Origin of the sequence: Pseudomonas sp. yb_2 (assembly GCF_043103905.1) — a bacterium.
GTDB classification, from domain to species: domain Bacteria; phylum Pseudomonadota; class Gammaproteobacteria; order Pseudomonadales; family Pseudomonadaceae; genus Aquipseudomonas; species Aquipseudomonas alloputida.
Map to the genome: position 1 here is coordinate 89,012 of NZ_JBICKH010000073.1, position 24,530 is coordinate 113,541.

The 24,530-nt window shown below is 63.6% G+C and carries 27 protein-coding genes; 12 read left to right on the top strand and 15 right to left on the bottom strand.

The genetic code is table 11. The annotated features are described in order from the left end of the window. Positions 1–42: 42 nt before the first annotated feature. Together ACF8FB_RS18760 and ACF8FB_RS18765 are read left to right on the top strand one after the other, a co-directional pair. Entirely contained in the window at positions 43–231 is a 189-nt protein-coding gene (locus tag ACF8FB_RS18760; RefSeq protein ID WP_003253897.1) for a hypothetical protein, read from the top strand. Between the two features lie 141 nt (positions 232–372). Continuing rightward, entirely contained in the window at positions 373–684 is a 312-nt protein-coding gene (locus ACF8FB_RS18765) for a hypothetical protein (protein WP_010953779.1), read from the top strand. Between the two features lie 46 nt (positions 685–730). Here ACF8FB_RS18765 and ACF8FB_RS18770 read toward each other — a convergent pair whose 3' ends face one another. Both ACF8FB_RS18770 and ampC read right to left on the bottom strand, forming a co-directional pair. Beyond that, a complete protein-coding gene (locus ACF8FB_RS18770; protein ID WP_003253895.1) occupies positions 731–1,063 on the bottom strand; it encodes a hypothetical protein in 333 nt (110 codons plus the stop codon). A 300-nt stretch (positions 1,064–1,363) separates the two neighbouring features. Beyond that, complete coding sequence (gene ampC / locus ACF8FB_RS18775) at positions 1,364–2,506, bottom strand: class C beta-lactamase (RefSeq protein WP_010953781.1); 1,143 nt, start codon at positions 2,504–2,506, stop codon at positions 1,364–1,366. A gap of 106 nt (positions 2,507–2,612) precedes the next feature. Between ampC and ACF8FB_RS18780 the strand changes: the two genes are divergently transcribed. Then, positions 2,613–3,614, top strand: a complete 1,002-nt coding sequence (locus ACF8FB_RS18780) for a bile acid:sodium symporter family protein (protein WP_010953782.1) — start codon at positions 2,613–2,615, stop codon at positions 3,612–3,614. 257 nt (positions 3,615–3,871) lie between these two features. On the opposite strand, the gene ACF8FB_RS18785 is transcribed toward ACF8FB_RS18780, so the two are convergent. Then, positions 3,872–4,465, bottom strand: a complete 594-nt coding sequence (locus ACF8FB_RS18785; protein WP_010953784.1) for a DUF4157 domain-containing protein — start codon at positions 4,463–4,465, stop codon at positions 3,872–3,874. Then, positions 4,452–5,015, bottom strand: coding sequence for a TetR/AcrR family transcriptional regulator (locus ACF8FB_RS18790; RefSeq protein WP_010953785.1), 564 nt, complete (start codon positions 5,013–5,015; stop codon positions 4,452–4,454). The genes ACF8FB_RS18785 and ACF8FB_RS18790 overlap by 14 nt, the downstream gene beginning before the upstream one ends. 89 nt (positions 5,016–5,104) lie before the next feature. Between ACF8FB_RS18790 and ACF8FB_RS18795 the strand changes: the two genes are divergently transcribed. Together ACF8FB_RS18795 and ACF8FB_RS18800 are read left to right on the top strand one after the other, a co-directional pair. After that, positions 5,105–5,836, top strand: coding sequence for an SDR family oxidoreductase (locus ACF8FB_RS18795; RefSeq protein WP_010953786.1), 732 nt, complete (start codon positions 5,105–5,107; stop codon positions 5,834–5,836). A 28-nt stretch (positions 5,837–5,864) separates the two neighbouring features. Next, positions 5,865–6,479, top strand: a complete 615-nt coding sequence (locus tag ACF8FB_RS18800; RefSeq protein ID WP_104961848.1) for a 2-hydroxychromene-2-carboxylate isomerase — start codon at positions 5,865–5,867, stop codon at positions 6,477–6,479. Here the strand turns inward: ACF8FB_RS18800 and ACF8FB_RS18805 are convergent. The 5 genes from ACF8FB_RS18805 to ACF8FB_RS18825 all read right to left on the bottom strand — a co-directional run bounded on the left by ACF8FB_RS18805 (position 6,452) and on the right by ACF8FB_RS18825 (position 10,250). Next, complete coding sequence (locus tag ACF8FB_RS18805; RefSeq protein WP_350297773.1) at positions 6,452–6,751, bottom strand: hypothetical protein; 300 nt, start codon at positions 6,749–6,751, stop codon at positions 6,452–6,454. The genes ACF8FB_RS18800 and ACF8FB_RS18805 overlap by 28 nt on opposite strands. Before the next feature lie 2 nt (positions 6,752–6,753). After that, complete coding sequence (locus ACF8FB_RS18810; protein WP_003248033.1) at positions 6,754–7,299, bottom strand: cupin domain-containing protein; 546 nt, start codon at positions 7,297–7,299, stop codon at positions 6,754–6,756. An 81-nt stretch (positions 7,300–7,380) separates the two neighbouring features. Then, positions 7,381–8,586: an MFS transporter gene (locus ACF8FB_RS18815; protein ID WP_003248036.1), complete on the bottom strand. Its 1,206-nt coding sequence runs from the start codon at positions 8,584–8,586 to the stop codon at positions 7,381–7,383. An 81-nt stretch (positions 8,587–8,667) separates the two neighbouring features. After that, positions 8,668–9,201: a cytochrome b gene (locus ACF8FB_RS18820; protein WP_064491068.1), complete on the bottom strand. Its 534-nt coding sequence runs from the start codon at positions 9,199–9,201 to the stop codon at positions 8,668–8,670. After that, entirely contained in the window at positions 9,198–10,250 is a 1,053-nt protein-coding gene (locus ACF8FB_RS18825; protein WP_392511664.1) for a catalase family peroxidase, read from the bottom strand. The genes ACF8FB_RS18820 and ACF8FB_RS18825 overlap by 4 nt, the downstream gene beginning before the upstream one ends. 124 nt (positions 10,251–10,374) lie before the next feature. Here ACF8FB_RS18825 and ACF8FB_RS18830 point away from each other — a divergent pair, with 124 nt between their 5' ends. Together ACF8FB_RS18830 and ACF8FB_RS18835 are read left to right on the top strand one after the other, a co-directional pair. Then, positions 10,375–10,896: a sigma-70 family RNA polymerase sigma factor gene (locus ACF8FB_RS18830; RefSeq protein WP_004577197.1), complete on the top strand. Its 522-nt coding sequence runs from the start codon at positions 10,375–10,377 to the stop codon at positions 10,894–10,896. Beyond that, positions 10,893–11,645 (top strand): anti-sigma factor, encoded by a 753-nt coding sequence (locus ACF8FB_RS18835; RefSeq protein WP_010953792.1) that lies wholly within the window; start codon positions 10,893–10,895, stop codon positions 11,643–11,645. The genes ACF8FB_RS18830 and ACF8FB_RS18835 overlap by 4 nt, the downstream gene beginning before the upstream one ends. A 40-nt stretch (positions 11,646–11,685) precedes the next feature. Here the strand turns inward: ACF8FB_RS18835 and xthA are convergent, their stop codons facing one another. Continuing rightward, the gene (gene xthA / locus ACF8FB_RS18840; protein ID WP_392511665.1) at positions 11,686–12,498 is read right to left on the bottom strand and encodes an exodeoxyribonuclease III; all 813 of its coding nucleotides are present in this window, start codon (positions 12,496–12,498) and stop codon (positions 11,686–11,688) included. A 162-nt stretch (positions 12,499–12,660) separates the two neighbouring features. Here xthA and ACF8FB_RS18845 point away from each other — a divergent pair, with 162 nt between their 5' ends. Genes ACF8FB_RS18845 through ACF8FB_RS18855 form a run of 3 tightly spaced genes read left to right on the top strand, consistent with a single transcriptional unit; the run spans position 12,661 to position 18,777 of the window. Beyond that, complete coding sequence (locus tag ACF8FB_RS18845) at positions 12,661–13,311, top strand: N-acetyltransferase (RefSeq protein WP_004576713.1); 651 nt, start codon at positions 12,661–12,663, stop codon at positions 13,309–13,311. A 52-nt stretch (positions 13,312–13,363) separates the two neighbouring features. After that, positions 13,364–15,106, top strand: coding sequence for an autotransporter assembly complex family protein (locus ACF8FB_RS18850; RefSeq protein WP_104887882.1), 1,743 nt, complete (start codon positions 13,364–13,366; stop codon positions 15,104–15,106). Beyond that, complete coding sequence (locus tag ACF8FB_RS18855) at positions 15,103–18,777, top strand: translocation/assembly module TamB domain-containing protein (RefSeq protein ID WP_392510636.1); 3,675 nt, start codon at positions 15,103–15,105, stop codon at positions 18,775–18,777. Before ACF8FB_RS18850 ends, ACF8FB_RS18855 begins: the two co-directional genes overlap by 4 nt. Before the next feature lie 19 nt (positions 18,778–18,796). Here the strand turns inward: ACF8FB_RS18855 and ACF8FB_RS18860 are convergent, their stop codons facing one another. The 4 genes from ACF8FB_RS18860 to ACF8FB_RS18875 form a co-directional block, all read right to left on the bottom strand. Further along, positions 18,797–19,351: a DUF2589 domain-containing protein gene (locus tag ACF8FB_RS18860; protein WP_010953797.1), complete on the bottom strand. Its 555-nt coding sequence runs from the start codon at positions 19,349–19,351 to the stop codon at positions 18,797–18,799. 74 nt (positions 19,352–19,425) lie between these two features. After that, the gene (locus ACF8FB_RS18865; protein WP_392511666.1) at positions 19,426–20,070 is read right to left on the bottom strand and encodes a DUF2589 domain-containing protein; all 645 of its coding nucleotides are present in this window, start codon (positions 20,068–20,070) and stop codon (positions 19,426–19,428) included. A 65-nt stretch (positions 20,071–20,135) separates the two neighbouring features. After that, a complete protein-coding gene (locus tag ACF8FB_RS18870) occupies positions 20,136–20,516 on the bottom strand; it encodes a Mor transcription activator family protein (RefSeq protein WP_010953799.1) in 381 nt (126 codons plus the stop codon). Between the two features lie 251 nt (positions 20,517–20,767). Then, positions 20,768–21,226 (bottom strand): hypothetical protein, encoded by a 459-nt coding sequence (locus tag ACF8FB_RS18875; RefSeq protein WP_049586159.1) that lies wholly within the window; start codon positions 21,224–21,226, stop codon positions 20,768–20,770. A gap of 151 nt (positions 21,227–21,377) precedes the next feature. Between ACF8FB_RS18875 and ACF8FB_RS18880 the strand changes: the two genes are divergently transcribed. Beyond that, positions 21,378–21,566 (top strand): hypothetical protein, encoded by a 189-nt coding sequence (locus ACF8FB_RS18880; protein WP_003248064.1) that lies wholly within the window; start codon positions 21,378–21,380, stop codon positions 21,564–21,566. Positions 21,567–21,602: 36 nt separating this feature from the next. Here ACF8FB_RS18880 and ACF8FB_RS18885 read toward each other — a convergent pair whose 3' ends face one another. Further along, positions 21,603–21,977, bottom strand: coding sequence for a hypothetical protein (locus tag ACF8FB_RS18885; RefSeq protein WP_010953802.1), 375 nt, complete (start codon positions 21,975–21,977; stop codon positions 21,603–21,605). Between the two features lie 197 nt (positions 21,978–22,174). Between ACF8FB_RS18885 and ACF8FB_RS18890 the strand changes: the two genes are divergently transcribed. Beyond that, the gene (locus ACF8FB_RS18890; protein WP_049586158.1) at positions 22,175–24,487 is read left to right on the top strand and encodes an acylase; all 2,313 of its coding nucleotides are present in this window, start codon (positions 22,175–22,177) and stop codon (positions 24,485–24,487) included. The last annotated feature ends 43 nt before the right edge of the window (positions 24,488–24,530 follow it).

Below are 24,530 nucleotides of genomic sequence, written 5' to 3' on the forward strand. Positions count from 1 at the left end.
TGTCTGGTTGCCGACGCGACCGCCACTGGAGGGAGACTGGGCATGAGCGAATCCTTTTTCGAAGACCTGAACGATGCGTTCCCGATCAACAGCCAGGTGCGTTGCGGCCAGGCGGCATTTCGCCTGGGTTTCGCCCACATGACGCTGGATGATTCCGAACAGCTCCAGCCTGCACATTTGCAGCGCAGCAAAAAAGGCCGCTTCATGCCGCGGGTACCGCTCAAGAAGTGATCCCGCGTCTGCACACACCCCGCCCAACGGCGGGGTTTTTATTGCCATTCGTTGATCCGCCTCATGGTATTGCCCGGTAGCGCTCGCCGGATGGCCCGGCCTGTGGTTTTCTGACGCGGCATTCCAGCAACGGAGGATTGAATGCTCATGCGAGTCAGGGAAGAAACCTATTGGCAGTGGGCCGACGCACAGCTGCACAGCCGCTGCCACGACGAAGCACTCAGCGACGGCACCACACTGGACGTGCAGGTGCGCTTGTCGCGCCTGGGGGCGACGCAGCTGTTTCTGGGGTTGTACGCCGGGGATGGGCGGGCGTTGCTGGAAGAGTATTACCCCGCGCTGCCGGGCGAGACCATGACCCGTGCGCTGGTGTGGGGTGTCGACCGCGCCCGGGCGATGGCAACAGGCGCCTTGCCTCTGCCGGAAACCCGTCTGCAGCGGCGCCAGGCATGAAAAAGCCCGGCCTATGCAGGCCGGGCTCTGGTAAGGGTGCGAACCCTCAATTCAGCGGTTCGATCACCTTGACTGCCTGCTGCTCACGGGCAGCGGGCCATTCTTGTTGCAGGGTCTGCAGCACGCGGCCAACGAATTCAGTGTCGGCGGCGGCTTTCTTGCCGACGTAGCCTTGGCCACGGCGGTAGACCTTGAAGCGGGCACGCATGCTGGGCAGGTGCTCTTCAAATTCATCTTCGACGGTGTTCGGTGGCAGGCGGTCGAGGCGCACTTCACCGGTTTGGCTAACCCACAGCAAATGGTCGTCAAGGCTGTCCTTGCGCACGGCGAACAGCTGGGCCAATTGGTCGATAGTCGGATTGTTGTTCAAGTTCATCATAAAGCCCCCATTACCCATTCATAGGTGATTTTCACAGTTGGCGCTATCACGGTGTAGCGCACTACCAAGGCTGCTACAGCAGCATCGCAACAGGGGCTTTCTCACGCTGCCTTTTGGACAGTTTCCCTCTCCACGGACGGCCTGCGTTACCGCGCAGGCCGTCTGGAACACCCTTGCCACCGCTCCCGATCGGGGAGACGGCTTCATCATGCCCAAGCGCGATGAACGGCGTCAACCATTTTGTAGTGAATATTTTTGCTCACTACATTCTGTCGTTTTGTCCGACAATCAACGCGAGCGTTATAAGCCGGAAAGGATGTCGAAGGCGGCTTGAACCCGCGCCTGGTTGGGGTAATTCCGATTGGCCAGCAGCACGACTGCCAGCTGTTCTGCCGGCACGAACGCGGCGTACGCGCCGAAGCCGTTGGTGGCGCCGGTCTTGTTGTACCAGGCTGCCGGTAGCGCGGGCAGGGCCGGTTGCAAGCGAGTGGTGGCCTGCGGTTCGCGGATCAGCTGTGGGCTGTTGCCATCGATCAGTGTGCTCAGCGTGACCGGGTAGGGGTAGCGTTCCCAGCCCAGGCCTTGCGTCATGGCGCCAACCTGGAAGTAGCCCTGCTGGGTAATGGCGGTGGCTTTCGCCAGGGCCGGTGGCAGGCCCTGCGGCTGCATGTGCAACCGCACATAGCGCAGCAGGTCGCTGGCGCTGGTTTTGATGCCGTAGGCCTCATCGGCGTAAGGGCCGGGCCCTACACGCACCGGCTTGTCGTCGGCGTCATACCCTTGGGCATAAAGCCCCTGGGCGCTGGCCGGAACCTGAAGGTAGGTGTTTTTCAGGCCCATCTTCGTCAGCAGGCCCTCACTCATCAGCGTGGAAAACGGTTGGTGCTGCGCACGGGCGGCCAGGTCACCGAACAAACCCAGGCTGGGGTTGGAGTAGCAGCGCTGGGTGCCAGGTTTGGCACGAGGTTGCCAGTGGCGGAAGAAATCGACTACCTGTTGCGGTGTTTGTACGGTGTCGGGGAACTGCAGTGGCAGGCAGTCGGCGCTATAGGCGCCCAGTTCCAGCACCGTCGCGTCGCCGATGGGGACGCCGGCCAATGCCGGGTGATAGCGCTTGGCCGGGGCTTCGAGGTCAAGCTTGCCCTCGGCGCTGGCAAGCGCGGCCAGGGTGGCCGTGTAGGTCTTGCTCAGCGAACCGATCTCGAACAGCGTATCGCGGCTGACCGGTACGTTGTCGGCCTTGCTGGCCACACCGTAGCTGAAGTAATGCGCGTGGTCGCGTGCATAGATGGCCACAGCCATGCCGGTGATGCCTTGTTCCTGCATGAGCGGGCGGATGATCTGGTCGACCTTGGCCTGTAACTGGTCGTCGGCCTGAGCGCTGGCAGGGCCTAAGGCAAGGGTAATGGCGGCTGCAAGTGCAGCCAGACGTGGGCGGAGCATGGTGAGTCCTTTTGTGGAGCGTGTCCGTTGAGCGATACCACTCGGGGTTCCGGCGTTAGCGACGGGGAGCCAAAGACCTTATCGTCTGCCCACCCACCATGACAAGATGGATACAGTGATGAAGTATTTGCGCATGTTATTTGACAATTTCACCCTGGCCTTGCTCGGTGTGGTACTCATCGCCACCGTACTGCCTTGCTCGGGCGATGGCGCGGTGTATTTCGGCTGGCTGACCAACCTGGCCATTGGCCTGTTGTTCTTCCTGCATGGCGCCAAACTGTCCCGTGAAGCCATCATTGCCGGTGCCGGGCACTGGCGCCTGCACCTACTGGTGTTCTCCTGTACTTTCGTATTGTTCCCGCTGCTGGGCCTGGCGTTCAAACCTCTGTTCGTACCGCTGGTGGGTAACGAGCTTTATCTGGGCATCCTGTACCTGTGTGCCTTGCCTGCAACCGTGCAGTCGGCCATTGCCTTTACCTCGCTGGCCCGCGGTAACGTGCCAGCGGCCATCTGCAGCGCGGCGGCCTCCAGCCTGCTGGGTATCTTCCTCACCCCGTTGCTGGTGATGCTGCTACTGGGCGCCGGTGGTGATACAGGTTCCGGCCTGGATGCGGTGTTGAAGATCACTTTGCAGCTGCTGGTGCCGTTCGTTGCCGGGCAGGTCGCGCGGCGCTGGATCGGCGCCTGGGTCAAGCGCAATGCGCGCTGGCTCAAGGTGGTGGACCAGGGTTCGATCCTGCTGGTGGTGTACACCGCCTTCAGTGAGGCCGTGGTTACCGGTTTGTGGCACACCGTATCGCCGCAGCACTTGGCGGGGTTGTTCGTGGTGTGCGCAATTCTGCTGGCAGTGGTGCTGTTTGGCACCCGCTTGCTTGGCAAGGCGCTGGGCTTTGACCTTGAGGATCGCATCACCATCCTGTTTGCCGGCTCCAAGAAAAGCCTGGCTACGGGTGTGCCCATGGCCCAGGTGTTGTTCGTGGGCAGTGGCATTGGCGCGATGATCCTGCCGCTGATGCTGTTCCACCAGATACAGCTGATGGTGTGTGCTGTGCTGGCGCAGCGTTATGCCAGCCGTGAGCAGGCGGTGGAGGCTTCGGCGGTGTCTTGAGCGCCTTTACGTTCCCATGTAGATGCTGTGTTGGCGGTCAAGCTTTTCTGCGGTGCTGAGAGCTGAAAAGCTTGGTCGTATCAAAGGGTTGATAGCCGCGAAGAGGCCGGGCCTTCTGGCCAATCTCCACCCGTCGTTCATCGTTGCCGCCGCCACCGTATTCGCGGGTAAACCCGCTCCTACCTTGGTTCGCGCTAACGGCTGAATTTTGCGCCGGGCAAGACAGGCGCTGTAGATGTGGAGCGCAATGGCAGCGATCAGCGGGCCAGGCCTGAACGACGCTCGCGCAGCGCCTTGTCGACTTCGGCCTCGATCTTGTAGGCCGGCCCCTCCAGGTCGTCGAAGTTGCGCGTATAGCGTCGGGCAAATTCCTCCACGCCCAGCTCCTGATACTGCTGCACATGCTTGAGCTCGTGCGCCCACAAGGCCACGTTGTCCTCGGCATCGGCGGCCCGGCGGAAGATGATCGTGTCGATCAGTGTAACGGCGTTCACATCGGGGTTCTGCATTAGCGCATTGGCTGCGCTGATCTGTTGCTCATCCCCCACCCGGAAGCGCGCCGCGTCGAGCACGGCAAAGTCATACCAGGGTTCCAGCTGCGCCCGAATATGCAACGGAATCGGCTGCACACCGCTGGCCGTGGCTTCGTCGCGGGCCTGGCGCAAGGCGTATGCCAGGCTGGACGAGGCCATGACCTCCACATCCTTGAGGATCTGCCCGGCCTGGCCTGGGTCGATCGGGGCGCAGAAGCAGCCCATCAGGCACACTTGATACTGCCCAGGCGGGCAGGCCTGTTCGGCAAGCGCAGGGAGGGCCAATAGCAAACCCAGCAGGGCACTAATCCGCCTCATGCAGGGCCTGTTCGACAAACTGGCGGCTGGCGCCCAGTACCTGCGCTTGCACGCTTTCACTGGCCAGCATGCGCCCGACCAGCAATGCCCCTACGCACTGGCTGATCAGCACCCAGGCCAGCTGCTCATCCTCCAGGGTTGTGCTCCAGGCCCGGTGCAGTTCTACCAGCCAGTGCTCAGCCACTTCACGCACCGGCGTGTCGGCCCGGGCGATTTCCACACCCAGCGGCGGCAACGGGCATCCACCTTCGGCATTGCGCAGGTGGACCAGGCTCAGGTACTGCTGCAGGCAGCGGCCCAGGCGTTCACGGTTGGCTCCCTTGCTGGCCAGGCGTGCCAGGGGGCTGTTGCTCAGCTCCTGGCGTACCACCTCGGTAAACAGGTCGTCCTTGGACGGGAAGTGGTTGTAGAAGGCACCGCCGGTCAGGCCGATCGCTTTCATCAACCCGGCCACGCCGGTACTGGCAAAACCCCCGCGCTTGGCCAGCGCGCCGCTGCTGGCCAGCAACCGCTCGCGGGTTTGCTGTTTGTGTTCGTTGGAGTAGCGCATTCACATGCCTCGGCAAACAGGCTTGACGATGACCGCGATCATAACATAGCGTTCGTTTACTAAACGATCATTTACCAATGGAGGCAGGCATGTCAGAACAACAAAAAGTCGTGCTGGTGATCGGGGCGGGCGACGCCACTGGCGGCGAGATCGCCAAGCGTTTTGCGCGTGAGGGCTATATTGCCTGCGTAACCCGTCGCCAGGCCGACAAACTGCAGCCGCTGCTGGAGGAAATACACGCCGCTGGCGGCCAGGCCTACGGTTTTGGCTCTGATGCGCGCAAGGAAGAGGAGGTGGCCGAACTGGTAGAGACTATCGAGCGTGATATAGGTCCGATTGAGGCATTTGTCTTCAATATCGGTGCGAATGTGCCGTGCAGCATTCTCGAGGAAACCCCACGCAAGTACTTCAAGATCTGGGAAATGGCCTGCTTTGCCGGTTTCCTCACCGCGCAGGCGGTGGCCCGGCGCATGGTTCAGCGTGAGCGCGGCACAATCCTGTTCACCGGCGCTACAGCCGGTACCCGCGGCGCAGCCGGTTTTGCCGCCTTCGCCGGGGCCAAGCATGGCTTGCGTGCCCTGGCACAGAGCATGGCGCGCGAGTTGGGGCCACGCAACATCCATGTCGCCCATGTGGTGGTGGACGGTGCCATCGACACGGCCTTCATCCGCGACAGCTTCCCCGAGCGCTATGCCCTCAAGGACCAGGATGGCATCCTTGACCCGGCGCACATTGCCGACAGTTACTGGTTCCTGCACGCCCAGCCCCGCGACGCCTGGACCTTCGAGCTGGACCTGCGCCCCTGGATGGAACGCTGGTAACCCCCGTTAACATGCAAGGACCGTCACCATGCAAACGTCTGTCGATTTCTTTTTTGACCTGGGTAGCCCGGCCAGCTACCTGGCCTGGACCCAACTGCCGAACCTGTGTGCCCGCCACGGCGCTACGCTGCGCTACCGGCCAATGCTGCTTGGCGGGGTTTTCCAGGCTACCGGCAATGCTTCGCCGGCCATGATCCCGGCCAAAGGGCGCTACATGTTCACCGACCTGGCCCGCTTTGCCGAACGCTACGGTGTGCCGTTCGGGATGCCGCCGGGCTTCCCGGTCAATACCCTGACGTTGATGCGCGGCGTGACAGGGACCCAGTTGCGTTCACCGGATCGGTTCGAGGCATTGCTATCGGTGCTGTTCACTGGGCTATGGGTACAGCGCCGCAACCTGAGCGACAGCGCTGTGCTGAATGAAACACTCGCGCAGGCAGGCTTCGACCCACAGGTTTTTCATGCCCTGGCCGCTGACAGCGAAGTAAAAGCAGCGCTAAAGCACGCGACCGAGGCCGCTGTGGCGCGCGGGGTGTTTGGCGCGCCCACCTGTTTTGTCGGTGACGGGATGTTCTTCGGCCAGGACCGCCTGGACTTTGTCGAGGAGGCGCTACGTCAGGGGGCCAGCAGCCTCTCCAGCTGAGTGCGCTCCCACAGGCTGAGCAGGTCGGCGGGGTTGGTGCCATAGCGCTGCCAGTGTTCGAGGCCGGCCTGTTCGCCGTCGGGGGCTTGGCAATGAACGCAATGCGCCAGGCCTTCGGTATCCAGGGCCAACGTCAGTTGCCAGCCCTGGATGCCGACATCGATCAGGCCGCCATCGCGGCGTGCAGCCACCTCAAGGTGGTGCACGCCAAGGGCCACATTGCGCAGGCACTGGTAGACATCCCGGGCGTTCGGTGAACGTCTGTGGGTCAAGATCAGAAATTCGCCGGCGTGTTGGCGCTGATGATCTCGGCCTCATCCGGGCCGATGTTCTTGAAGCTGTGCGGCAGGGTCGTGGGGATGTAGTAGCCGTCGCCCGAATTGAGCACGCTGACCTGGCCGTCGACCCACAGCTCGACGGTGCCACGGGTGACCAACCCGCATTCTTCGCCTTCAGCGTGCACGATCGGCTCGCCAGAGTCGGCGCCGGGTGCGTACAGCTCACGCAGCATGCGCATTTGGCGGCCTTCGACGCTGGCGCCGACCAGCAGCATGCGCAGGCCATTGCGGCCCAGGTCGGGTTGTTCGCCACCACGGAATACGTAGCGTTCCTCACGCACCGGCTCGTCGAAGCTGAAAAACTCCGCCAGGCTCATGGGAATGCCTTCGAGCAGTTTTTTCAGGGAGCTGACCGAAGGGCTGACGCGATTCTGCTCGATCTGCGAGATCGTCGAATTGGTCAGCCCGCTGCGACGGGCCAGTTCCCGTTGGGAGAGGTTGTTGCGTTCACGCACCAGTTTGAGTCGCGTCCCCGTGTCCATAGCCGCCTTGTAATCAGAGGTGTCAATAATAATGAGCGATGCGCATTAAAACACACTCTGCGCCCTTGCGCGCTGTGCTTCTCAAACCCGCTGCTCACGCGGCATTGGCCACAGCCCGACCAGCAGCAACAGCACGGCCACGGCCAGGAATGGCAAGCGCGGATCAAGGGCATACACCAAGGTACCGGCGAGCGGCCCGATCACCGCGCCCATGCCTTGGGCGGCGCCAATGGAACCGGCCGTGGCGCCTTGTTCGGAGGCCTGCATGGCATTGGCCGCCAGTGCCGAAAACGCCGGGAACACGAAGCCCATGCCGGCCGCCGCAACAAAATAGCAAGCCCACAGCCACGGCGCCGTGGTGGCCAGCGAGCCACAGGCAAAGCCCAGTGCCGATACCGTGGCACCCACCCGGATCATCTTCAGCGGTGGCCACTCCAGTTGGCGCAGTATCACCTGGGCCAGCATCAGTGCCACACCCACGGTGGTCAGGGCGATGCCAGCCGCCTGGGCCGCTTCGGCAGGGCCCAGATGCAAGCGGTCAAGGGCAAAGAAACCGACGATGATCTGTGACACGGTCACGCTGAGCATGGCGCTGAATGCCACCAGCAGCGGCCGGCGCAGGCGCGGGTCGTTCAGCCGCACCGGGCTGGGGGCGTGGCTGTGCGGCAGCGCCTGTGGTTTGAGGGTGAAAAACAGCACGAGGAAGGCAGTGGCCGGCAGCAGCGACATGATATGGAACGGCAGGCTCAGGCTGTGCCGCGCCAGCAGTGCGGCCAGCGCCGGCCCGACCACCAGACCGACGGCGTTGGCTGCTCCCAGTGAGGCCATGGCCCGCGCCCGGCGTTGCGGCTCCACATGGTCGGCGATCAGCGCATTGCAGCCTACCGGGATGGCGGCATAAAAGGCGCCGATGCAACCGCGCGCGATCATCAGGCCGATGAACGCCAAGGTCGCCCCCGGCATCCAGCGCAGGGCGCCTTCGACGAACAGGCACAGCAGCCAGTAGGCCAGGGTAAAGCCGGCGCTGCCCAGCAGCAGGATGCGCCGGCGGCCCAGGCGGTCTGCCGCGCGGCCCCAGGGCCGGGCCAGCAGCACCCAGACCACGCCAGCCACGGTCACGGCGGCGCCGGCTTGCCAGGTGGCCATGCCAAGCTGACGGGCTATCGGGCCGATCAGGGCGACGAAGGCCATCATCGACATGGTGCAGGCCATGTTGGCCAGCAACAGCGGGCGCAGGTTCAGGGTGCTGGCAGGCAGAAGGGTTGCAGGATCCTTTGCGACGTTCATGGGCAGTCCAGGGCAGAGTGGCAAACAAAATCGATATTATTAGGAATCATTATCGATTGTCGAACCCCGTGCTGCTACCGTTCATTCGCTGCGGTGCAAGGGGCCAGGCCACATGCTACGCAACACACCGTCGCGACGCACCCATGCATGCATCAAGGCTGCCCCCACATGCACCAGCACCGTGGCAAACAGCAGGTAGCCGGCCCAGCCATGGGCCTGGCGCAACACGGCATATAGCTGCAGGTTGTGGGGGGCGATGGCGGGCAAGCCGAGCGGGCGCGGGTAATCGCCTGCCGACAGCATGGCCCAGCCCAGCAGCGGCATGGCCAGCATCAGGCCATAGAGCAGCAGATGCGAGGCTCCGGCGGCCCAGCGCTGCAGTTTTGGCAGGTCGTTCGGCAGGGGCGGGTGAGGTAGGGTCAGGCGCACAGCGATGCGCAGTACCACCAGCACCAGCAGGGCCAGCCCGGTGGCCTTGTGCAGGCTGATCAGCACCGGGTGGCGTAGCGACAGGTCGGCGACCATGCTCACGCCGATGAACAGCATGGCCAGAATCAGCACGGCCATCAGCCAGTGCAACAAGCGGGCGAAAGGGTGGAAGGCTTGAGGTTTCATGGCTTGGCTCCGGTGCTGAGCGATTCGCGGCTACGGCGGTTGAAGGATTCCGAATAGGCGGCCGAGCGGGCGGCGAGGATCGGGTCGGCCGATGCCTCTATACCGCGCGGCAGGATCAGTGGGTCGAAGTTGAGGTCGCGGCAGGCCCCTTGCTCGGGGGCGTCTACCTGTTCCAGCACCAGGGTGCCGGCGTCCACGCTGCGCCGCTCGGCGGGCCACGGCCGGGCAGGGTCGTCCACGTCATCGCCTGGTTCGGCCAGTACCAGGCGCAGCGTCCAGCGCAATGGGCCTTGGGCAAGGCGCTGCTGCAAGTCGTGTTGCAGGAATTGCTTGTCATCAACTTGCGCGGGTAATGCTGCAAATGCAGTTTGTGGCTCGAGCTGCCAACGCACCGGGTGGGCCGCGCCAGCTGCGTCGATCAGGCGGAAGGCATTGATACTGTGGTATTGCGTGTTGGCGAAGCTGTCGCTGGGTTTGTAACCCGCCGCCCATTGGCGAAACGCCGCGCTTTCCGGGTGGGCGGCGAAGAACGCCTGCAGCTTGCCAGGGTCCGGTTTGCCGGTCGCCGGGTCTGGTGCACTCGCCAGTACTTGCTGGTAGAACGCTTGCGGCGTGCTGACTGCCAGCACCGGTGGGTTGTTCATGCCCGTCCGCCAGATCTGGCCGTCATCGGTGCTCAGCTCAATCGCCAGGCTGCGTACCGGTATACCCGTATCCGGGGCGAACGGGTTGGCACCGCCGATGGCAAAACGGCCAACCACCGGCACCCGTTGCTGGCTGAAGGCGCGCGCCGTGGACAGGTTGGCGGCCTGCCCGCTGGCCTGGAAGTAGCCGCTCACGCACAAGCCCTTGGCGTGGTTCTTGCGATAGCCTGGGTAATGCCCGGCCTGGGCTTCGAAGGTGTCGATGATGCGCTGTGGCGTCAGTCGGGGGGCGCCGAGCCAGCCAGCGGCATAGGCAAAGCCGGCACCTGCGGCCAGCAGCACGCCGCCAATGGCGGCCAGGCGCAAGGCTTTGGCCGGGCCGTGCAAGGGTGTGTTCATGGTCATCGTCCGGTTCAGTGAAGGTGCCAGTACGACGTGTCAGAGAAAAAGTTATTCCCTGATCGGGAATAGAATTTGTTCACAGGCGTCTGCCCTTTACACTGACAACCCCAGAGGCCGGGACCTAGCCATGCATGATTTGGACGACCACCAGTGGCGCGAGCTGCTGGCCCGCCTGCGCCGCTTTGCCGTGTGGCTGACCCGCGAGCCGGGCAGCGCCGACGACCTGGTGCAGGCTACGGTCGAGCGGGCCCTGAGCCGTCGCGACCAGCAACGGGACGCCGATGCCCTGCGTGCCTGGCTGTTCACCATCCTGTATCGACAGTTCCTCGACGGTAAGCGCCGTGAGCGATTGCATGCGCGCTGGTTGTCCTGGTTCGGCCGTAACGAGCACGACGATGAGCCGGTCGGTGACAACCTCGAAACCATCGTCCTGGCACAGGCCGACCTGCAGGCCTTTGCCCGGCTGACGGCGGAGCAGCGTGCCTTGTTGTTGCTGGTCAGCATCGAAGGCTTGAGTTACAAGGAGGCCGCCCAGGCCTTGGGCATCCCCATCGGCACTGTGATGTCGCGCCTGTCGCGCGCGCGCAATGCCTTGCGCGAATTGACCGAGGGCAACCCCCAACCCCCGGCCTTGCGGAGACTGAAATGACGCGGCTGATCCCCAGCGATGATGAATTGCACGCTTTCGTCGATGAACGCCTGGAACCTGTGCGCCGGGCCGAGGTGCAGGCCTGGCTGGCGGCCAACCCGCAAGCTGCGGCACGGGTGGAAGGCTGGCGCGCCGATGCCCGAAGGCTGCGCACAGCGCTGGCCGGGTTGGGCGAGCTGCCCGGTGCGGCGCAGCTGGACCTTGGCCAGTTGCGTCGGCAATTGCGCCAGCGTCGGCAGCGGCGCTGGGCTGCGGCGGCGGTAGTGATGCTGGCGTTGGGTGTGGGGGGCTTGGGCGGCTGGCAAGTGCGCGATGCAACCCTGGCGCGGGTCGACCTGCCCATGGCTGATGCTGTTCAGGCGCACCGTTTGTTCGCCGGCAGTGAAGCCCTGGATATCCAGGCCAGTGATCCTGGGCAGTTGCGCGACTGGCTGGGCCGCCATTTCAGCCGGGTGGGCCAGTTACCGGACCTGGCGGGGTATGGCTTCAAACCGGTGGGCGCGCGCTTGCTCAGCAACGAGCAGGGGCCGGCTGCATTACTGGTATTCGAAGATGGCAAGGGCCAGCGCATCAGCCTGTTCCTGCGCTCGCCGGGCAACCTTTATCGGCGCATGCCGGACGGGCAGCGGGTCGATGGCCAGCTGGAGGCGCGGTACTGGTCGCATGGGGCTTATAACTTTGCCTTGGTCAGCGCGGCGGACGATGTGCGTGGGGCGGGGGTGGGGGAGGCGTTGAGGTTGGGGTTGTGAGTGTGGGCCCAAGGCGTGCACCTTGGGCCCGTCACCAGAATCAGCTCAACTCCAGCCAGATCGGCGCATGGTCCGACGGCTTTTCCATCCCGCGCAGCTCATAGTCCACGCCCGCTGCCTTGATGCGCGGCACCAGCTGCTGTGAGGCCATGATCAGGTCGATGCGCAGGCCGCGCTTGGGCTCGTCCTCGAAGCCGCGGCTTCGGTAGTCGAACCAGCTGAAACGGTCGGTCACGTCCGGGTACAGGTGGCGGAAGCTGTCTACCAACCCCCAGCCTTTCAAACGTTCCATCCACTCACGCTCTTCCGGCAGGAAGCTGCACTTGCCGGTCTTCAGCCAGCGTTTGGCGTTGTCCGGGCCAATGCCGATATCACAGTCTTGCGGCGAGATGTTCATGTCGCCCATCACCAGCACTGGCTGGTCGTTGCGGAACTGGCTTTCCAGCAGTGCCTGCAGGTCGCTGTAGAAGCGCTGCTTGGCCGGGAACTTGGTGGGGTGGTCGCGGCTTTCACCCTGGGGGAAATAGCCGTTCATGATGGTGATCGGGCTGCCCTCGGTATCGGCGAAGGTACCCCAGATGAAGCGGCGCTGGGCATCCTCTTCGTCGGTGGCAAAGCCCTTGTGCAGGCTCAGCGGCGCCTGGCGCGACAGCAGGGCCACGCCGTAGTGGCCTTTCTGGCCATGGTAGTGCACGTGGTAACCCAGTGCCTGCACGTCGGCCAGCGGGAACTGATCGTCGCTGACCTTGGTTTCCTGCAGGCCGATCACGTCCGGCTGGTGCTTTTCGATCAGCACCGCCAGCTGATGCGGGCGGGCCCGCAGGCCGTTGATGTTGAAACAGACGATCTTCATGGAAAGACAATCCCGGTAAAAGGCGCGATGCTAGCCGACATCGACCTGCATCACCAGCATGGCGGCCAGGCGAGCCTGCTGCTAACGTGCTGTTGGGGGTGAACGAAGCGCGCTGGGGCACCTCCAAGGCACTGAATGCCCATTCCAGGAGGTCTGCCCGCAATGCCCGAAACCACAGCCGCCCCGGCCCGTGTCTGCCTGCTCGACGACGGTTACAGCCGCGAGGCACGTTCGCTGCTGTACAACGCCTACCGCCACGAGCCCACCTTCGCCTATATCTTCGAAGCCCAGCGCCCGGGGTATGAGCGGCGCCTGCGGGTGATGGTGCGCGAATGGGTGCGCCAGCACTTCTACCTGCAACTGCCCGCCATCGGCCTGCTGGTCGAGGACCGCCTGATTGCCCTGGCCCTGATCGTGCCGCCGCAGCGCCGGCTGGGCGTGGCCGACAGCTGGGCCTGGCGCCTGCGCATGATGCTGGGTACCGGCCTGCGCTGTACGCGGCGCTACATGGACTACCAGGCTGCATTGGCCAGCTGTCTGCCCACTGACCAGGTGCATGTGTTGCCTTTGCTGGGGGTGCATCCGCAGTTTCAGGGCAAGCACTACGGCGAGCAATTGTTACAAGCTGTGCACGACTGGTGCGCGGAAGACCCAGGCACCCAAGGGGTGGTGCTGGACACCGGTAACGAGCACTACCTGGCTTTTTACCAGCGTCAGGGTTACGAGGAAATTGGCGAAGTAGCTGTAGGACCAATCCGAGAGAGGGTGTTCTTTCATCCTAATCCAGTCTCTTCAAAACCCGCTTTTGCCTGAACAGGCCGCCAGGCGGCTCCCTTGAGCGCCCGGCTCTGGTAGCATGCGCCGCATGACGTATTCAGGAAGATTGACCTGGGGCCTGGTATTCTGGGTCGCCAGTTTCGCAGCATGGGGCCAGAGCGAGTTGTTGGTGAAGGTGAAACCGGCCAACAAGGCGCTCAAGGCCAATGTCGAAGGCTATATAGGCACATTGGGTGACCGCGACGAAGAAGCACTTTTACGCTTCAGTCGCGGGGCAGAGGAGCAGGCGCGCAAAGCGGCGCAGGCACTCGGCTACTATCAGGCGCAGATCGATACCGAGGTCAAGCCCGCCAGCGACGCAGACCATCCCCCACAACTGATCATCAGCATCAACCCGGGCGAACCGATTCGCCTGCGCAACGTGACCGTGCGCATCGAGGGCCCAGCCAGCGAGATGAAGGCCTTCCGCGTGCCTGACAGCAAGGCGCTGCGGCCGGGTGAACAACTCAATCACGGCCATTACGAGGATGCCAAGCGGTTGATCCAGAACCAGGCGTCGCGCTATGGCTTCTTCAGTGGGCGCTTCAGTAGCCAGCGCCTGGCCGTCGACCCGCAAGCCGGTGTGGCGGATATCGAACTGGTCTACCAGAGTGGCCCGCGTTATCGCCTGGGCGCCGTCACCTTCGGTGGCGACACACCGCTGGACGAGGACCTGCTGCAGCGCATGGTGTCGTTCAAGCCGGGTACCCCTTACGACTCGGAACTGGTCGCAGAGCTGAACAACGACCTGCAATCGAGCGGCTATTTCGAAGGCGTGCGCGTGGATGCGGCGCCCACTGCTGCTGTGGGCGAAGAAGTCCCGGTGGATGTTCATCTGGAAACCCGTAAACCACGCACCATGGGCCTTGGCCTGGGCTTCTCGACCGACGTCGGGCCGCGCGGCAAGGCCAACTGGACCCGCCACTGGGTCAACCCACAAGGCCACAGCTATGGCTGGGAAACCGAACTGTCGGCCCCGCGCCAGAACGTCGGCCTGTGGTATGACATTCCCCTCGACCCGCCGCTGACCGACAAGTTGCGCTTTGCCGGCGGCTACCAGAACGAGGAGCTTGCCGGCACCGACACGCTCAGCAAGCTGTTGACGGTCGGCCCCGAGTGGCACAGCAAGCTGCCCAGTGGCTGGCAGCGGGTGATTTCGCTCAAGTACCAACGCGAAGAATATCGCCTGGGTGACGACTCCGGTTTGAGCAACCTGCTGATGCCGGGCGTCAGCTTTTCCTTCCTGCGCAGTGACAACCGTATCGATCCGCACAACGGCTATCGCCTGCAGTTCGATGTTCAAGGTGCCAAGGAAGGGCTGGTGTCCGACACCAACCTGCTGCACGGCAACGTATTGCTCAAAGGCCTGACCACACTCGGCCACAACCACCGCTTTCTCGGACGCGTACAGTTTGGTGGCAGTGCAACCAATGGCTTCAAGAACAACATTCCGCCGTCGCTGCGTTTCTTCGCGGGTGGCGACCAGAGTGTGCGCGGTTACGACTACCAGACCCTGTCGCCGAAGAACAGCGACGGTGACCGTATCGGCGGGCGCTACTTGGTGGCAGGCAGTGTCGAGTACCAGTATTCGCTGACCGAAAAATGGCGGGTCGCGACGTTCGTCGACCAAGGCAACTCGTTCAACGACCTGGAGCTGCCCAGCCTCAAGACCGGTGTCGGCTTTGGTGTGCGCTGGGTATCGCCAGTCGGGCCGCTGCGCCTGGACCTGGCCAAGGCGCTGGATGACGAAGGGGGCATTCGCCTGCACTTTTCCATGGGGCCCGAGCTGTGAAACGCGTAATCAAATTTACTTCACTGGGCCTGCTGGGGGGTGTTGCGAGCGTGGGCCTGGTGCTCGGCTTGCTGCTGGGTACCCAGGCCGGCAGCCGCTGGGTACTGGGCAAGGTGCCTGGGCTTGAAGTGGCCGACTTCCAGGGGCGCCTGGCGGGCAGTTGGCAGGCCAGCCGGCTAACCTGGGCCGACGGCGGCAGCACGGTAGAGATGCAGGCGCCGTTGCTGGCCTGGTCGCCTGCCTGCTTGCTGCGCGCGACCTTGTGCATTGACCAGTTGCAGGCAGACCGCATTGACATGGCCTTTGCGCCAAGCACCGAACCCACCGAGAGCGCCCCGCTGCAATTGCCGACTCTGCGCTTGCCGCTGGCCATCGAACTGGGCGAGGTCAAGGTCGGGCAGCTGCGCCTGGATGGCAGCGATCTGCTTGGCGATTTGCATCTGGCTGCGCACTGGACCAACAGCGGGATACGCATCGACAGCCTGCGGCTGCTGCGCGACGACCTGCAATTGAGCCTACAGGGCGACCTGCAACCCGAAGGCGACTGGCCGGTAAAACTACAGGCGCAATTGCAGTTGCCTGCGGTAGACGAAAAACCCTGGCAACTGGCACTGACGGCCAATGGCCAAATGCAGAAGACGTTGGAACTCGCCGGCACCAGCAGTGGTTACCTCGATGCCACAGTGAGCGGGCAGTTGCAGGCACTGGCCGAGCACCTGCCGGCGACCTTGCACATCCGCTCCGAGGCGTTCAAGCCGGCTGGTGCGTTGCCTGACACCCTGCAATTGAACGCGCTCGAGCTCGATGCCAAGGGCGATCTGCTCGATGGCTATAAACTGTCCGGTAAGGCCAGCCTGCCGGCCGAGCAGTCACCGATCGCCTTGCTCCTGTCCGGTCTGGTCGACAGCAAAGGCGCCAGGCTCGATGCCCTGGACCTGACCGCCAGCGACAGCCAACGGGTCAAGCTGCAAGCCACGGCTGACTGGCAGCAAGGCCTGAGCGCCGATGCGCAGCTGGACTGGCAGGACTTCCCGTGGTTGCGCCTGTACCCGATGGAGACCCCGCCCGAAGTCACCCTCAAACGCTTCAATACCCAGGTGCATTATCGCGATGGCAATTACCAGGGGACTTTCACGGGGGACCTGGACGGCCCGGCGGGAGCGTTCAGCATCGCCAGCCCGTTCGAAGGTGACCTCACCCAGGTGAAACTGCCGCAGTTGGCGCTGACCGCCGGCCAAGGCAAGGCAGCCGGCAGTGTCGCCGTACGTTTTGCCGACACCCTGGCCTGGGATGTCGACCTGCAGCTCTCCGCGCTCGACCCGGCCTATTGGCTGGCCGAATTGCCGGGTACCCTGGCGGGGCCACTGCGCAGCAAAGGCGAACTCAAAGGCGATGCGCTTACCTTGGATGCCCAGCTTGACCTCAAGGGCCGCCTGCGTGGCCAGCCAGCCATGCTCAAGGCCGAGACCCAGGGGGCAGGGCAAAACTGGACCCTGGGCACACTGGCCATCCAGCTGGGTGACAACCGCATCAACGGCAGTGGCAGCTTGCAACAGCGCCTGGCTGGGCGAATCGACCTTGACTTGCCGCGCCTCGGCCAGCTGTGGCCGAGGCTACAAGGCCGGGTCAAGGGCCGGCTGGATGTCGCCGGCACCTTGCAGGCCCCGCAAGGTACGCTCACCCTGCAGGGCCAGCGCTTGGCCCAGGCCGAAAACCGCCTGCAGCAGTTGGACCTGGATGCCCGCCTGGACAACGCCCAACGCGGTGTAGTCGAGCTCAAGGCAACCGGTATCCACCTGGGTGACACAGCCTTGGGCACGTTGCAGGCCAACGGCAAGGGCGACATTCGCCAACAGGCCTTGACCCTGGCGCTGGACGGCCCGCAGCTCAAGCTCGACCTTGGCCTGGATGGCCAGTTGAACAAAGGTGACTGGCGCGGCCGACTGGCCACTGGCCGAATCCAGGCCGGTGGCCAGGAGTGGCAGTTGCAGGCGCCTGCACGCCTGCAGCGGCTGGCCAGCGGCCAGCTCGACTTCGGGGCCCACTGCTGGCGCTCCGGCCAGGCAAGCCTGTGTGGCGACGACCAGCGACTGGCCCCCGAACCGCGCCTGCGCTACCACCTCAAGCAGTTCCCGCTGGGCAGCCTGGCCCAGTGGCTGCCGAAGGACTTTGCCTGGCAAGGCCTGCTCAATGCCGACATCAACCTGGACATCCCGGCCAGCGGCCCAAAGGGCACTGTCGTGGTCGATGCCAGTGGCGGCACCCTGCGCGTGCGCGACAAAGGCCGCTGGATCGATTTCCCTTATCAGGCCCTGCGCCTGGACAGCACGTTGGCACCGCGGCGTATCGATACGCGCCTGGCGTTTCGCGGTGAGCGCCTGGGTGAGCTGAACGTCAACGCGCGGCTCGATCCGCTGGGCAAGAACAAACCGTTGTCGGGTGATTTCCGCCTGGCCGGGCTGGACCTGTCGGTGGCCCGCCCATTCGTGCCCATGGTCGAACGCCTGGCCGGGCAGCTCAATGGCAGTGGTCGGCTTTCAGGCACCTTGCTGGCGCCTCAGGTCAACGGCAACCTGATGCTCAGCGGAGGCGAAGTCAGTGGCGCCGAGCTGCCGGCCAGCCTTCAGGACCTGTCATTGCAGGCGCTGATTGCCGGCGAGCAGGTGCAGCTCAACGGTAACTGGCGCAGTGGCGAGGCGGGACGTGGCCAGTTGAGCGGCAACCTCACCTGGGGGCAGGCACTGGGCATGGACGTGCGTCTGCAAGGCCAGCAACTGCCGGTCGCGGTCGAGCCCTACGCCACACTGGAAGTTGCCCCGGACCTGACTTTGCGCCTGATCGATGACAAGCTGGCGGTGACCGGCAAGGTGCAGGTACCCAAGGGCAAGATCACTGTACGTGAGCTGCCGCCGTCCACGGTCAAGGTGTCGGATGACACGGTAATCGTCGGTCATCAGACCGAGGAAGGCAAACCCCCCATGGCCATGGCCATGGACATCGATGTCGAAGTCGGCCGCGACAAGCTGTCGTTCAGCGGTTTCGGGCTGACTGCCAACCTGCTGGGTCATGTGCACATCGGCGATAACCTCGATACCCGTGGCGAACTGAGCCTGGCAGACGGCCGCTACCGTGCCTACGGCCAGCGCCTCACCATCCGCCGGGCGCGTCTGCTGTTCGCCGGCCCGATCGACCAGCCGTATCTGGACATCGAAGCGATCCGCAAGGTTGACGATGTGATAGCCGGCATCCGCCTGAGCGGCAGCGCCGAGCAGCCGACGACCAAAGTGTTCTCGGAGCCGGCCATGAGCCAGGAGCAGGCGCTTTCGTACCTGGTCTTGGGCCGACCATTGGGCAATACCGGCGAAGATAACAACATGCTCGCCGAGGCAGCGCTGGGCCTGGGCCTTGCCGGGAGCGCCGGCATTACCGGCAGCCTGGCGTCGAGCCTGGGGATCGACGACTTTCAACTGGATACCGAAGGTTCTGGCAACAGCACCAGCGTGGTCGCCAGCGGTAACATCACCGAGAAGCTCAGCCTTCGTTACGGGGTGGGCGTGTTCGAACCGGCCAACACGATCGCGTTGCGTTACAAGCTGAGCAAGAAGGTCTACCTCGAGGCCGCCAGTGGGCTGGCAAGCTCACTGGACATCTTCTACAAGCGCGACTTCTAGGCCCGCAGCGTGGCGGCCATCAACGGACGGTGGCCGCCTCGATGAACTCGTTGGTGTCGGGTGAGGGCGGTGGGGTGGTGGCGCGTACCGGGACGATCAGGTTGGTGTATTCCTCGATCAACCGGTTCAGGGCCTCTGGCGGTTCGCTCGCCTGGAACTGCATGCGGATCTGCACTTCGTCCGGGTCGCGGTTTTCGCCCTGACGGCCTTGGCCACCAATGGTGACCTTGAAGCTCGCGGCCTTGCTCTCGCTCGCGGTCAGCAGTGCCTGCTGCGCCTCGGTGCCTTTGACCCTTACCGAAAGGTCGACCTGCATGCGCTCAAGGGCCAGGCCTTTAGGTGACACCAGCGCAAACAGGGGGACGCGCATGATGTGCTGCCCATCCATGGCCACCTCGACCATCTTGGCTTTCATGGGGGCGCCCAGCGCTTCTGTGTCGCACTCGAAAAACTGGTCGAACAGGTTGATGTACTGCTGAGCAATCAGGCTGTTGGTGGCACTGGCGGCTTCTTGCAGGCCGCGGGTAATTTCACGCAGGTCAATGGAGGTCATGGGGGCGGGGGGCTTTTGCAATGATTCGACTCCTCAGGCCAGGGTGTGCCCCTCCCGCTACCGGCAGGAGGGGCTATGGGTCAAGCGCTAGCGTTTTACGGGGTCGGTAGGTTTGCAGGCGCAGCCCGTTTCAAGGTGTCCGCCTGGGATATTTCGTCCGGGCTTTCCAGTTCGGCGGTTCGGACAATGGTTGGCTTGGTTGCGGCGTCAGTGAGGAACTCGATTACCCTCATCATCGCTTCGGGCGGTTCCTGACGCTTCAGGGTCGTGTTGAAGGCATAGCGGGCACGGGTATCTGTTTTGCGGGTTTGCGTGGATTTGTGGCTCACGCTGCCTTTCACGTTCAGCCTGAACGGCCCCCATCCCAGTGAGCCGGTGGCTTCTGCATTCATGTCCTTGCTGGAAACATCTTCCGACATCTGGTTGATAATTAGCTCGAACTCTACAGTGCCCTCTTCGATGGAAATGTTCGGGTGGGTAATGGCCGCCATCAGCGGCACTTTCATGGTCTTGCTGACCACGCCTTTGTATTCGCCCTGTTCGTCGACAATGGTTTCGTCGTAGTCGAACTGGATGGCCACTGCCTTGCCATCCTGGACGCATACCTGCATCAGGAAATCGGCGTACGATTTGCTGGCGGTTACCTGCGCCTGCACCATGGCCTGCAAGGGGCCGGCGATCATGCGGTCCATCGGCAGGGCATTGATCACGGAGCCTATAAGGCTGTTATCTAACGGCATATCGGGAAGCTCGCTCTATCTAGTGGGTTAAGGCAGCCGCGAATAGCAGCCAAGGTGGTCGGGCGTCAGCGCTCGCAAAGCTCCTGGCGCCGGATGTTGCCGATCTGCCGCAGGCTCAGGCCGTACTTGTTGGCCAGCAGGCTGCGGGACAAACCGTTGGCGCTTTCCTTCTGGATCTGCTGGTTGCGCAGCTGACGCAGAAAGTGGTCAGCCTTGGGGATCTCCAGGGCGACCCCGGCAAAGCGCTTGATCAGTGCGTCGAGCGCTTCGGCCGGCAGCACGTCAGCGAGCTTGGTGCGCTCGCGGTGCTTGGGGATGTACTTGGGCCTGCCGCCGTAGGCGCAGGTCAGCTGGTAGGCGTTTTCGATGCCGATACAGTCGATCAGGGCCTGCAGCGAGTGGGGCAGTTGGCTGATATCGATCTGGCTCAAATCTGGCATTTGCATATGGCGCTCCTTCGGGGTGGATGGGATGTGCGACCCGATCACCCACGGCGTTATGTCGAAGGTGTGAGCAAATTCTGTGCGACAGCCGAGGCGCGTCGCTAGGCGGCATATGGGTTGGGGGTTGTAGCTTCGGTGAACAGGATTTGCAGGCAGCGATATCTGGCGCTGTAGGAAATGGCGTGGACATCTGGCTGCGCCTCCTGGTTTCCTGTCGGGGCGCTCGCGATGATGTGCAGTGGGTACAGCACCCCTCAATCGCACGGGTAGCTGCTCAGCAAACTGGCGCTACCCAGATAGGCTTGAGGGGTGGCGCGCATGCTCGGCGGCAACGTGCGCCAATCGACCAGCAGGCACAGCGCGTGCAACGGCTGGCCGTTGCGCTGGCCGATGACCTGGTCGGCAAAGTGGCGGCGGTACAGTACCTGGGTCTGATTCAGTGGCTGTGCCTGGTCGGCCTGCGCCAGCGTTTGTCGGGCCAGGTCGGGCAAGCGGGCTGTGGGCCCGCTGAAATGTACCGGTGCGGCGTCGGTCTGCAGGTAGCCGGCCTGGCGTACGCGTTGCCACAGTTGTTGCCATTGGCTGGCACCGGCATGGGTGGCCAACTCGCGGCCCAGTTCGAGCAGGTGTTCGGTCGGCGTCTGCTGGGTGTCCAGTGCATGAAGGGAGAGCGGGGTCAGTAACAGCGATGCGAACAGCAGGGGTTTGTACATGGTGCCTCCGGCGTGGGTGCTAGGAAGCCCCATGCTTTCAGGCTGACGTCACCCCACCCAGCAGGAAATCCAGCGCCGGGGGCGGTGACCGTTGTATCATTGCCGCGGCTCGTTGCGAGCCATTTGCCCCTGATGTTGCAAGGAACATTCGATGACACACGTGCAGCGCCTCAAATATTCACTTCTGATCATCCTGGTGGTACTGGGCCTGATGCTGGGCCTGTCCCACCTGCAGAAGCAGGGCACGATCAGTGAGCAGACCTTCCAGATGCTGGCCATCGCCATTGCCGTGGTGGTCGTGGTGATCAACGGCATTCTGCGGCGCAAGGTCAAGCCCTGATCTGCGCGGGCCGGCCAGGTATGGCCGGCCATGCGCTCAGCGCGAGGGTGTTTGCTCCAGTACGGCGCGCGCCTGGGGGTTGAGCCTGTAGCACTTGTCGCTACCCAGTTGTATGACGCCTTCGGTGCACAGGCGCTTGAGCACTTCACGCACACTGAGGAACGACAGCGGGATATCCAGTTGTTCCAGTTGTGCGTGCACCCCGCGCACGCCAATACTGCGGCCATTGCGGTCGGCGGCGTGCAAGGCGTCAATAACCTTGAGGCGGATCAGGCTGGTGCGCAGGCCGAAGGTGCGCAACAGCTCGCGGATCTGTTCGTTGCCGATTCGTTCTTCAGCAAACACGTCCTGTCCCTTGGACGTTTTGCCTGGGACGCGCCCGGCCTGGACCGAGGTTTGCGGGTTGTACATGCGAATGCTCCTTTTCGTGGACGAACCCGAAATGTGGGTGGCTCACTTACTAGGACGAATGAGCACGCAAAAACTGCAACCCATTCGTGAAAAAAAATGCCTGTTTCTCATCAAGACGTTCCATCGCCTTGTAATACGTAAAATATTCATCTGGCCATTCGTCTGATCGGGATGACCCCCGAACCCGAGGAGTGCCCGTGTTTCCATTTTGCCGTCCCATGACCTGCGCCGGCCTGGCCGCTGCCCTGGTGGCCTTCAGCGTCGGTGTGCAGGCGCAGCCCGCGCCAGCCGACGCCAGTGCCCAGATCCGCTATACCCGTTACGGCGTACCGCATATCGTGGCCAAGGATGAGCGTGGCCTGGGCTATGGCGTCGGCTATGCCTACGCCCAGGACAACCTATGCCTGCTCGCCAATGAAGTGCTGACCGTGAGCGGTGAGCGCTCACGCTATTTCGGCGCCAAGGGCCAGACCCTGGAGCAGCGTGACAACCTGGCCAGCGACCTGTTCTTCACCTGGCTCAATAGCCCAGCGGCGGTCGATGCCTTCCTGCAGGCGCAACCCGCGTCGGTGCAGGCATTGCTGGCGGGATACGCCAGCGGCTACAACCGGGCGTTGGTCGAACGCCGTCGTCAAGGGCTGCCCGCCGAGTGTGGCGATGGTGAGTGGGTGCGGCCCATCAGCAGCCAGGATCTGGTCAAACTGACCCGCCGGTTACTGGCCGAGGGCGGTGTCGGGCAGTTCGTCGAGGCGTTGGCAGGGGCGCAACCGCCAACGCTGGCCCGTGCGCAATCGTCAGCGGGCTTTGCCAGCGCGTTGGCCCGGCAGGAGCGGTTCGCCGCGGAGCGCGGCAGCAATGCGGTGGCAGTAGGCGCGCAGCGTTCAGCCAATGGCCGCGGCCTGTTGCTGGCCAACCCGCACTTCCCGTGGATGGGCGGCATGCGCTTCTACCAGATGCAACTGACCATTCCCGGCCAGCTTGATGTGATGGGCGCGGCGCTACCGGGCCTGCCGGTGGTCAACATCGGTTTCAACCAGCACCTGGCGTGGACGCACACCGTCGACACCTCCAAGCACTTCACGCTCTACCGCCTGCAACTCGACCCCAAAGACCCGACCCGCTATGTGCTCGATGGCAAGTCGCTGCCTATGGCCCGGCAAACCATCCGTGTCGCGGTAAAAGGCACGGATGGCAGCCTGAGCCAGATTGAGCGGCAGGTTTACAGTTCGCAGTTCGGCCCGGTGGTGCAATGGCCAGGCCGCCTGGACTGGGATGCGCAGGCGGCCTACAGCGTGCGAGACGCCAACCTCGAGAACTCACGGGTGTTGCAGCAGTGGTACCAGATCAACCGAGCCGACAGCCTGGCGGCATTGAAGGGATCGGTCGAGCAGTTGCAAGGTATCCCTTGGGTCAACACGCTGGCCGTGGATCAGGGAGGGCGGGCCTTGTACCTGAACCAGTCGGTAGTGCCCTATGTCGACCAGCAACTGTTGGATACCTGCAGCAACCCGCAGGCGCAAGGGCGCCTGGTGGTGCTGGATGGCTCGCGTAGCGCATGCCAGTGGAAGGTTGACGCGCAGGCGGCGCAACCGGGCATCTTCCCGGCGCGGCTGCTGCCAAGCCTGGAGCGTGAAGACTTCGTACAGAACTCCAACGACCCGGCCTGGATGGCCAACCCGGCGCAGCCGCTGACCGGCTACTCGCCACTGGTCAGCCGCAATGACCAACCACTGGGCATGCGTGGCCGCTTTGCCTTGCAACGCCTGCAGGGCAAAGCCCGGTTAGGTGTAGATGAATTGCAGCGCATGGTCACCGATGAAGAGGTGTACCTGGCCAGCCTGGTGTTGCCAGACCTGCTGCAATGGTGCAAGGGCGCCAGCGCAGATGTGCAGGCCGTGTGCAGCAGCCTGGCCGCCTGGAACGGCAAGGCCGACCTCGACAGTGGTATGGGCCTGGTGCACTTCCAGAACCTGTTCAATGCGCTGGCCGAGCACCCTGAAAGCTGGCGAGTGGCATTCAACCCGGCCGATCCGCAGCACACCCCGCGCGGCCTGGCTGTCGAGCAGGCGGCGGTAAGCAGGCTGGTTCATCAGGCAGCACTGGCGTCGCTCAAGCAGGTCAGTGAAAGCGGCGTTGCCGGGGCGGCACGCTGGGGGCAGGTGCAACAGGCCCTTGATGGTACGCCGGTACCAGGCGGCCCGCAGGCGCTAGGGGTGTACAACGCGATCTACAGCGTGCCGCACGGGCAGGGCAAGCGGCTGGTGGTGAGTGGCACCAGCTACCTGCAACTGGTCAGCTTTACCGACAAGGGGCCAGAAGCCCGTGGCCTGCTTGCGTTTTCCCAGTCGAGTGAAAAGGCTTCGGCGCATGCCAGTGACCAGACCAAGGCCTTTGCGGCCAAGCAACTGGCGCTGATTCCGTTTACCGAGGCGCAGATCAAGGCAGATCCTGAGTACCGGGAAGTGGTGATCAGTGAGCGGGACAAGGGGGCGGTAGTCAGCCAGCCCTGAGGCGTCAGCCTGCGCCGGCCCATTCGCGGGTAAACCCGCTCCT